We start from the raw sequence: 8,289 nt of genomic DNA, 5'->3' as shown, positions 1-8,289 counted from the left end.
ATTTATATTTAGAATCATTGTTTTTCAGACTCAGAATCATCCTTCCTCATGCTGAATTCACATCCGCAGTATCTTTGATTGTAAAAGTTATACTCTTTTATTATAGCTATCCTTCTATCACTCAAACCGCCTTTACGCCAGTTCTGTGCCCAATATGATACATCATCATAATTGCTGCATGCAAAATTGCCTGCTTCCTCAATCTGTTCCAGACTCTTCCATCTGCTTGAAGCAAGAGTTGTAGTTATAAGCGAGAAACCATTTTCGTGAGCATATTTTGCTGTCTCAAGAAGTCGAATCTTAAAGCATTTCAGACATCTTCCACCTCTCTCCGGTTCATTTTCCATACCTTTAACCATGCATCTCCAATTGTCATGATCCCAATCCCAATCAACAATATCCAATCCTAATGATTTAGCATATCGACTGCACTCTTCCTTACGTATATTATACTCTTCCAAAGGGTATATATTGGGATTAAAATAGAAGATTGTAGGTATGATGCCATGTTGCATCATACATTCAATTATGGCAGAGGAGCATGGAGCACAGCAAGTATGCAGCAACACTTTGTCAGAACCATCAGGAGTCTCTATGGAAAATTTCTTCTTCATGGTGCAAAGATATCATTTATTTATATGATTTATTATTATGATAGTGGTATAAAAAAAGTAAGTCTGACTAATGCCAGACTTACTTAATATTATATAAACTGTTTAATGATCTTACATCAAGAAACCAAGCAAGATACCGGCTGCTACAGCAGAACCGATAACACCTGCTACGTTAGGACCCATAGCATGCATGAGCAGATAATTTGTAGGATCGTATTCCAAACCGATTATCTGAGAGATACGTGCAGAGGCAGGTACAGCAGATATACCTGCATTACCGATAAGTGGGTTGATCTTGTTGTCTTTTCCGAGGAACAAGTTGAATATCTTTACAAAAAATACACCAGATGCTGTTGCAATGAAGAATGATATTGCACCAAGAGCAAATATAAGTATTGATGAGAATGTAAGGAATTCTGAAGCCTGTGTAGATGCACCTACGGTAAGACCAAGAAGCATTGTGATAACATCGATAAGTGGACCACGTGCTGTCTCAGCAAGACGACGTGTAACGCCACTTTCTTTTAACAGGTTACCGAAGAATAACATACCAAGAAGTGGAAGACCTGATGGTACAAGGAAACATGTAAGTAAAAGACCGATGATAGGGAAAATAACCTTCTCAGTATGTGATACAACACGTGGAGCCTTCATGCGAATCAATCTCTCTTTACGAGTAGTAAGAGCACGCATGATAGGTGGCTGAATCACAGGAACAAGTGCCATATATGAGTATGCAGATACTGCGATAGCTCCCATAAGGTTAGGTGCTAGCTTTGATGAAAGGAAGATAGCTGTTGGGCCATCAGCTCCACCAATAATACCTATTGCACCAGCCTGCATAGGGTCAAATCCTAATATAAGTGCAATCATGTAAGCACCGAATATGCCAAATTGAGCAGCAGCACCGATAAGCATAAGCTTAGGGTTCGATATAAGTGCAGAAAAGTCGGTCATTGCACCTATGCCAAGGAATATTAACGGCGGGTACCAACCCGATGTTACTCCCTGATATAGAATGTTAAGTACAGAACCATCTTCATAGATACCTACCATAAGTCCGGCTTCAGTATTGAAAGGTATGTTACCTACTAACATACCGAAACCGATAGGAATCAGCAACATTGGCTCGAATTCCTTTGAGACGGCCAAATAGATGAATGCTAATCCAATGAGAATCATAATTATGTTCCCCGGAGTAGCATTATGGAATCCGGTATATGTCCAGAAGTCCGCTAAGTTAGCTCCTAAAAAACCTATAAAATCTCCCATATTATTCAATTATTACAAGATCGGTACCTTCCAAAACAGATTCACCTTTACTTACATTTACAGCTGTAATCTTTCCATCTTTATCTGCATTGATATTATTTTCCATCTTCATAGCTTCGAGGATAATAATGGTTTGTCCTCTTTTTACAGTGTCGCCTACATTGACTCTGATGTCAAGTATTACACCTGGAAGTGGAGATTTAACTCCTGATTTGCCTGTAGATTTTGGCGCAGGTTTAGCAACGGTTGCAGTTGGTGCCTGAGGTGTCACAGGTACAGGTCTCTCAACCTTTGTAACCTGTTGTTTAGGAGCCTTCTCCATTTCAACTTTATATGGAGTTCCGTTAACTTCTACTGTAGCAATGTTATCTTCAATTTCTCCAATAGTTACTTTATATAAGTTACCATTGATTTTATATTTATATTCTTTCATGATATGATCAATTTTTGTTGGATTATTTTCTTGGTATTTCACGTAGAGTATAGATCTTTGAACTCCATGGAGAATAGCTTCTCTTAACTCTTGTGATGGTAAGTACAGTGTCTTCATTATCATGTACTTCATTTTGTATTTCATGCATTGCCATTGATATAGCTGCATAAATTTCACCTGGAGCTTCTTTCATGTTCTTAGCATCTTTCTCATCAGTAATTCCGGAGACCTTCATTGCATTACGGCTTGTCATTTTGACAGAAATATTGCCAACAAATTTGAATGCTATGTATAGCAGGATTAATCCGATGAAAACAACTGTCATTGCAGTTATCGACATACCTATACCCAACTGGTCATCTTCTTGGAATCTCTCTTGTTTCGCATTTTTATCAAGAGTCTTATTGTTTGTACTTGGAGTGACATATTTATCTTTAGAACCAGTCTTAATTTCCCACTTATCATCGCCGTCTGAGATACGTGCATATGACTGATTGGTCTTCAAAACTCCAGCAGGAACTGTTACTTCATCAAGAAGGTTTTTACCTGAGTCGTATAATCCAATCCAGTTGGAATTGATAGAATCAAGCTTGAAGTTTGTATGGAATGTGCCACGATTTGGAAGATTGTCCGCCCAGAATAGAGCATGTTGGCGAGGTTTCACCAATGTAAGTACATCCCCTTTCGGAATAAAGTATGTAGCAGTATCTCCCGGCGTTGAACTCACCTTGATAAGGCAAGCTGCAAGATTAGAACTTCCATATGATTTATTGAATATTTCAATCCATCCGTTGTGTACTCCATAATCATCCTCTAAGTCTGTTTGGTTGTCTATGAGTACCTCATTGATCATAAGTTTCTTCTGCACTTTCTGTTCTTTGCAGGAAGAGAAGCATACAACTACAATCATGGAGAGTAATATTCCTATTTTTGTTCTGTTCATAATTCTCATATTAATAATTATTACAAAGGAATATTACCATGTTTCTTTGCTGGATTTGTCAATTTCTTAGTTTGTAGCTGCTGAAGAGCTCTGATAATACGGAAACGAGTATTTCTTGGCTCGATAACATCGTCAATATATCCGTATTTAGCAGCATTATAAGGATTAGCAAATAGCTTGTTGTATTCAGCCTCTTTTTCAGCAAGGAATTGAGCTGGGTTCTCCTGTTCTTTAGCCTCACGAGCATAGAGAACTTCAACAGCACCTGCTCCACCCATAACAGCAATTTCTGCTGTAGGCCATGCATAGTTCATATCACCACGAAGTTGCTTACAGCTCATTACGATGTGTGATCCACCATAAGACTTACGAAGAGTGATAGTTACTTTGGGAACTGTTGCCTCACCATATGCATAAAGAAGTTTTGCACCATGAAGGATAACTGCATTGTACTCCTGTCCTGTACCTGGAAGGAATCCTGGAACGTCAACAAGTGAAACCAAAGGAATATTGAAAGCATCGCAGAAGCGTACGAATCTTGCACCTTTTCTTGATGCGTTACTGTCGAGAACACCTGCAAGATATTTAGGTTGGTTTGCAACGATACCAACAGATTGTCCGTTGAAACGTGCGAAACCGATAATCATATTTTTTGAATAATCTTTCTGAATTTCCAAGAACTCACCATTGTCAACGATTGCTGAAATAACTTCATTCATGTCGTATGGTTTGTTTGGATTGTCAGGGATAATTTCATTTAGAGAATCTTCAAGACGGTCTATTGGGTCTGTGCAATCAACATATGGAGCCTCTTCAAGATTGTTCTGTGGAATGTAACTCAAAAGTTTGCGGATTAGTGCCAAAGCCTCTTCTTCAGTAGAAGCTGTGAAATGAGTAACACCTGATTTAGTTGAGTGAACGCTTGCACCACCAAGGTTTTCTTGAGAAACATCTTCACCTGTTACAGTCTTAACTACCTTAGGACCGGTAAGGAACATATATGATGTACCTTCCATCATAAGAGTGAAGTCAGTAAGAGCAGGAGAGTAAACAGCACCACCGGCACAAGGTCCGAAGATACCTGAAATCTGAGGTATGACACCTGATGCAAGTATGTTACGTTGGAATATTTCGGCATAACCGGCGAGAGCATTAATTCCCTCTTGAATACGAGCGCCACCTGAATCATTAATTCCGATACATGGAGCACCCATCTTCATAGCCTGATCCATTACCTTACATATCTTGAGTGACATTGTTTCAGATAGAGAACCAGCTGAAACTGTGAAGTCTTGAGCGAAAATATAAACAAGACGGCCTTCAATAGTACCACATCCTGTAACTACACCATCACCTGGATAGTGTTTCTTTTCCATACCGAAGTTGGTACATCTGTGTTCAACAAACATATCCATCTCCTCAAAGCTACCTTCATCAAGTAGCATAGCAATACGTTCACGTGCCGTATATTTACCTTTCTCGTGTTGTTTGGCTATTGCCTTTTCACCGCCTCCAATACGTGCATTAGCACGACGTTCTATCAGCTCTTTAATTTTATCAAGTTGATTGCTCATTATATTTTGTTTTTATGTTATTACTTATTTTTCACAAAGTTCTGTAAGAACACCTAGAGTTGATTTTGGGTGAAGGAAAGCTATACTCAAACCTTCTGCTCCATTTCTTGGTGCTTTATCTATAAGGCGAATGCCCTTTTCTTCTGCTTCAGCAAGTGCGGTAGCAACACCATCTTCAATTGCAAAAGCTACGTGGTGTACACCTGCTCCTTTGTTTTCTATAAATTTAGCTATAGTGCTTTCTGGTGATGTAGCTTCAAGAAGTTCGATTTTAGTATCGCCTACTTTCAAAAAAGCAGTCTTAACCTTTTGGTCTTCCACAGTTTCAATGTTATAACATTTTAAACCTAAAACATTTTCGTAGTATGGAAGTGCTTCTTCGATGCTTTTTACCGCAATACCTAAATGCTCGATGTGTGAAATTTTCATAATGATTTTATTTATAAGTTTTAAAGTTCAAAAATTTATTTTTTTCAATCACAAAGAAAAGAAATTCAATATTAATAAAGAAATAATTCTTCAATTTTATTTGTAGTCAAAATCATGAGTTTTAGAGTCTAAGAATATATCTTACAAAATAGCTTGTTAAGCATATTCCATCTAAATCTGAACCATCGTCTTGTACTTGTCTGTTTACCTCCAAACCTCAGTATAAATTCCCTATATCCATACTTCTTGAATGGTAAACCCGGGTCAAGGAATTCAAAATGATCATATCCGTTTTCGTATGAATATTTAATTGCTCCCCACACTGCCATAATACCTGGATATTCGAAAGGATAGCTCTTTTTCATTCCCATAGAGAACCATAGATATGCAGTATCCTTTGAGAAAGCACATACTGATCCGCCAATAATCTTGTTGTTGTATTTTACGAGAAAGATCTTCGCAATCTCCTGTCCGGCATTTTTCCTAGAAAGTTGTATGAAGAAACCTATATGAGGGAAGTGTTTACGAATTTTTGAGGAGTAGTATTTTCTTAATAACATAGAAAATGCTCTTATCTCTTCCTCATCTTTTGCAATTTCAATGGTAACTCCGCTTTTTAAAGCTCTGTTAATCTGCTTCTTTCTTGATGAGCTAAGCCTCTCCTCAGGAGATTTGCTATGAAGTGAATTATAGACTCTCAGCCAATTTATTGCAAAATAGTTATTCTTTTTGAATGCTTGATATCCCAATAGAGGATTGTCAAGATTTCGGAACTCAATTAAAAAAGATCTCTTTTTAACCTCTCTTGTCAGCTTGTTGAGTAGTAATGAAAATAATTCTTCTTTATCGTATGAATTATCAAAATATTCCCCATTACCATAAACCTCACATCTCTTGATAATAGCAGGTGGAAATAATCTTACACTTTTTCTTACAGTGCCCATTAGTCTAGCAATGCATCTATCATCTTCCTCTGCTATTATCATTATGGGTTTGTAACCGCTAGTCTGTTTAAAAATTTTAAACAGCTCATTGGAATGGAAAAGAGTTGTACCCTCTATTTCCGGAAGCTCTTCAATGCTAGTGATAGTGGAAAGTTTGATAGCCATAATATGCAAAAATATTATTTTATTTTATATAAATCTCTATTCATGTAGTATATTTGTATAAACAAAAAAAGATAGACTATTTATGGATAATTTTACCGAACTCATCAAAAAAAGACGCAGTATGCGTAAATTTACAGAACAGACACTTTCACAAGAAGAGGTAGTAGAAATAATGAAGGCTGCTTTGATGTCTCCATCCTCCAAAAGAAGTAACTGTTGGCAGTTTATTGTTGTTGACGACAAGGATAAGTTAGAGAAGCTATCTTTATGTAAAGAAAATGGAAGCTCTTTTGTTAAAGATGCTCCAATGGCTGTAGTCGTTTTAGGCGATCCTTTATTGAGTGATGTCTGGATTGAAGATACATCTATAGCATCTATAATGATTCAGCTTCAGGCAGAAGATCTTGGACTGGGAAGCTGTTGGGTGCAGGTAAGAGAGAGATATCTTGCTAATGGTACTCCGTCAGGGGACTATGTAAGAAACGTACTTGATATTCCACTTCAACTTCAGGTGCTGTCTATAATAGCTATAGGACATAAAGGAATGGAAAGAAAGTCTTTCAACGAAGATAACCTGTTATGGGAAAAGGTTCATATTAATAATTTCGGAGAGAAATGAGAATAGCTCTTATCGGCGCTGGTAATTTGGCAACACATTTAGGAAAAGCCTTGCATAAGGCTGGTTATGAAATAGTATGCGTATTCAGTCGTACTGAAGAGTCAGCCAAAAACCTTTCGTCAATATTGAAATGCAGATATACAACAGACATTAAAGAAGTTGACAAAGATGCCGATATATACATTTCAGCTATAAAGGACTCTGCTTTTCATGAAATAGCTCCTGAACTTATAAAAGACAGAGAGAATTCTCTATTCCTTCACACTGCAGGAAGTCTACCAATGGATATATGGAGCGGTTATGCTAAGAGATATGGCGTGATATATCCTATGCAGACATTCAGCAAGTGCAAAGAGGTAGATTTTACTGTTATCCCTCTCTTTTTAGAGGCAAATAGTAAGGATGATCTTTCACTGATAAGAACTATTGCTGAACAGTTGTCGGATAGAGTATATGATGCCTCATCAGAGCAGAGAAGATATCTGCATATAGCAGCTGTCTTTGCATGTAACTTCTCAAACCATATGTATGCTATTTGTGATGACCTTCTTCAGAGGAATGGCATACCTTTCGATGTGATGCTGCCATTGATTGATGAGACAGCTGCAAAGGTGCATAAGTTGAAGCCAATTGATGCTCAGACCGGGCCGGCAATAAGATATGACGAGAATGTTATCAATGGTCATCTCTCTATGCTAGAGAATGATAAAGATTTTCAGGTTATATATGAGGCTATAAGTAAAAGTATTAATAAATTTTCCAGGAAATGATTGATTACGATTTAAAAAAGATAAAAGCCATTATATTTGATATAGATGGAGTACTAAGTAGCAGTACCATCCAGATGAATGATAAAGGAGAGCCTATAAGGACGGTAAACATTAAAGATGGTTACTCTATTCAGCTCGCTGTTAAATGTGGAATAAAAATAGCAATTATAACAGGTGGAAAAGGCGAGGCAATAATTGAAAGATATAAGGGATTGGGTGTAAAGGATATCTATACTTCTGCATCTGTCAAGACAAGAGAGTATGCAGATTTTGTGCAGAAATATAATCTGAAGGATGAAGAGGTCATTTATATGGGTGATGACATTCCCGATTATGAGGTTATGAAGATTTGTGGAGTGCCATGTTGTCCTGCTGATGCAGCTCCTGAAATAAAAACAATAGCAAGATATATTTCCCATGTTAATGGAGGTCAAGGTTGCGGAAGAGACGTTATTGAACAGGTGCTCAAGGCACAGGATAAATGGATGTCTCATGCTCACGCTTTTGGCTGGTGAAAAAAGATTGT

At 37.5% G+C, this 8,289-nt stretch carries 10 protein-coding genes; 3 read left to right on the top strand and 7 right to left on the bottom strand.

The genetic code is table 11. The features are described 5' to 3' along the window. Nucleotides 1-14: 14 nt before the first annotated feature. The 7 genes from JCM15092_RS10155 to JCM15092_RS10120 form a co-directional block, all read right to left on the bottom strand. Complete coding sequence (locus JCM15092_RS10155; protein ID WP_024994562.1) at nucleotides 15-614, bottom strand: epoxyqueuosine reductase QueH; 600 nt, start codon at nucleotides 612-614, stop codon at nucleotides 15-17. Nucleotides 615-725: 111 nt separating this feature from the next. Then, nucleotides 726-1,886: a sodium ion-translocating decarboxylase subunit beta gene (locus JCM15092_RS10150; RefSeq protein ID WP_024994561.1), complete on the bottom strand. Its 1,161-nt coding sequence runs from the start codon at nucleotides 1,884-1,886 to the stop codon at nucleotides 726-728. 1 nt (nucleotide 1,887) lies between these two features. Further along, entirely contained in the window at nucleotides 1,888-2,319 is a 432-nt protein-coding gene (locus tag JCM15092_RS10145; protein ID WP_024994560.1) for an acetyl-CoA carboxylase biotin carboxyl carrier protein, read from the bottom strand. A 22-nt stretch (nucleotides 2,320-2,341) separates the two neighbouring features. Next, complete coding sequence (locus tag JCM15092_RS10140) at nucleotides 2,342-3,262, bottom strand: OadG family transporter subunit (protein WP_024994559.1); 921 nt, start codon at nucleotides 3,260-3,262, stop codon at nucleotides 2,342-2,344. Between the two features lie 20 nt (nucleotides 3,263-3,282). After that, nucleotides 3,283-4,836, bottom strand: a complete 1,554-nt coding sequence (locus tag JCM15092_RS10135; protein ID WP_024994558.1) for an acyl-CoA carboxylase subunit beta — start codon at nucleotides 4,834-4,836, stop codon at nucleotides 3,283-3,285. A gap of 24 nt (nucleotides 4,837-4,860) precedes the next feature. Beyond that, the gene (gene mce, locus JCM15092_RS10130; RefSeq protein WP_024994557.1) at nucleotides 4,861-5,265 is read right to left on the bottom strand and encodes a methylmalonyl-CoA epimerase; all 405 of its coding nucleotides are present in this window, start codon (nucleotides 5,263-5,265) and stop codon (nucleotides 4,861-4,863) included. Between the two features lie 128 nt (nucleotides 5,266-5,393). After that, the gene (locus JCM15092_RS10120) at nucleotides 5,394-6,374 is read right to left on the bottom strand and encodes a GNAT family N-acetyltransferase (protein ID WP_024994556.1); all 981 of its coding nucleotides are present in this window, start codon (nucleotides 6,372-6,374) and stop codon (nucleotides 5,394-5,396) included. A gap of 82 nt (nucleotides 6,375-6,456) precedes the next feature. Here JCM15092_RS10120 and JCM15092_RS10115 point away from each other — a divergent pair, with 82 nt between their 5' ends. Genes JCM15092_RS10115 through JCM15092_RS10105 form a run of 3 tightly spaced genes read left to right on the top strand, consistent with a single transcriptional unit; the run spans nucleotide 6,457 to nucleotide 8,278 of the window. Further along, nucleotides 6,457-6,993: a nitroreductase family protein gene (locus JCM15092_RS10115; RefSeq protein WP_024994555.1), complete on the top strand. Its 537-nt coding sequence runs from the start codon at nucleotides 6,457-6,459 to the stop codon at nucleotides 6,991-6,993. Continuing rightward, nucleotides 6,990-7,763, top strand: a complete 774-nt coding sequence (locus JCM15092_RS10110) for a Rossmann-like and DUF2520 domain-containing protein (protein WP_024994554.1) — start codon at nucleotides 6,990-6,992, stop codon at nucleotides 7,761-7,763. Before JCM15092_RS10115 ends, JCM15092_RS10110 begins: the two co-directional genes overlap by 4 nt. Then, on the top strand, nucleotides 7,760-8,278 hold the full coding sequence (locus JCM15092_RS10105; protein WP_024994553.1) for a KdsC family phosphatase: 519 nt from the start codon (nucleotides 7,760-7,762) through the stop codon (nucleotides 8,276-8,278). The genes JCM15092_RS10110 and JCM15092_RS10105 overlap by 4 nt, the downstream gene beginning before the upstream one ends. The last annotated feature ends 11 nt before the right edge of the window (nucleotides 8,279-8,289 follow it).

It is taken from the genome of Phocaeicola paurosaccharolyticus JCM 15092, from assembly GCF_000613805.1.
GTDB classification, from domain to species: Bacteria; Bacteroidota; Bacteroidia; order Bacteroidales; family Bacteroidaceae; genus Phocaeicola; species Phocaeicola paurosaccharolyticus.
This window is presented reverse-complemented; position numbering and strand designations above follow the sequence as displayed.

Coding starts and splice junctions, on each gene's coding strand:
- JCM15092_RS10110 (WP_024994554.1), top strand. CDS start 6,990: ATGAGAATAGCTCTTATCGGCGCTGGTAATTTGGCAACACATTTAGGA.
- JCM15092_RS10150 (WP_024994561.1), bottom strand. CDS start 1,886: ATGGGAGATTTTATAGGTTTTTTAGGAGCTAACTTAGCGGACTTCTGG.
- JCM15092_RS10135 (WP_024994558.1), bottom strand. CDS start 4,836: ATGAGCAATCAACTTGATAAAATTAAAGAGCTGATAGAACGTCGTGCT.
- JCM15092_RS10145 (WP_024994560.1), bottom strand. CDS start 2,319: ATGAAAGAATATAAATATAAAATCAATGGTAACTTATATAAAGTAACT.
- mce (WP_024994557.1), bottom strand. CDS start 5,265: ATGAAAATTTCACACATCGAGCATTTAGGTATTGCGGTAAAAAGCATC.
- JCM15092_RS10140 (WP_024994559.1), bottom strand. CDS start 3,262: ATGAACAGAACAAAAATAGGAATATTACTCTCCATGATTGTAGTTGTA.
- JCM15092_RS10120 (WP_024994556.1), bottom strand. CDS start 6,374: ATGGCTATCAAACTTTCCACTATCACTAGCATTGAAGAGCTTCCGGAA.
- JCM15092_RS10115 (WP_024994555.1), top strand. CDS start 6,457: ATGGATAATTTTACCGAACTCATCAAAAAAAGACGCAGTATGCGTAAA.
- JCM15092_RS10105 (WP_024994553.1), top strand. CDS start 7,760: ATGATTGATTACGATTTAAAAAAGATAAAAGCCATTATATTTGATATA.
- JCM15092_RS10155 (WP_024994562.1), bottom strand. CDS start 614: ATGAAGAAGAAATTTTCCATAGAGACTCCTGATGGTTCTGACAAAGTG.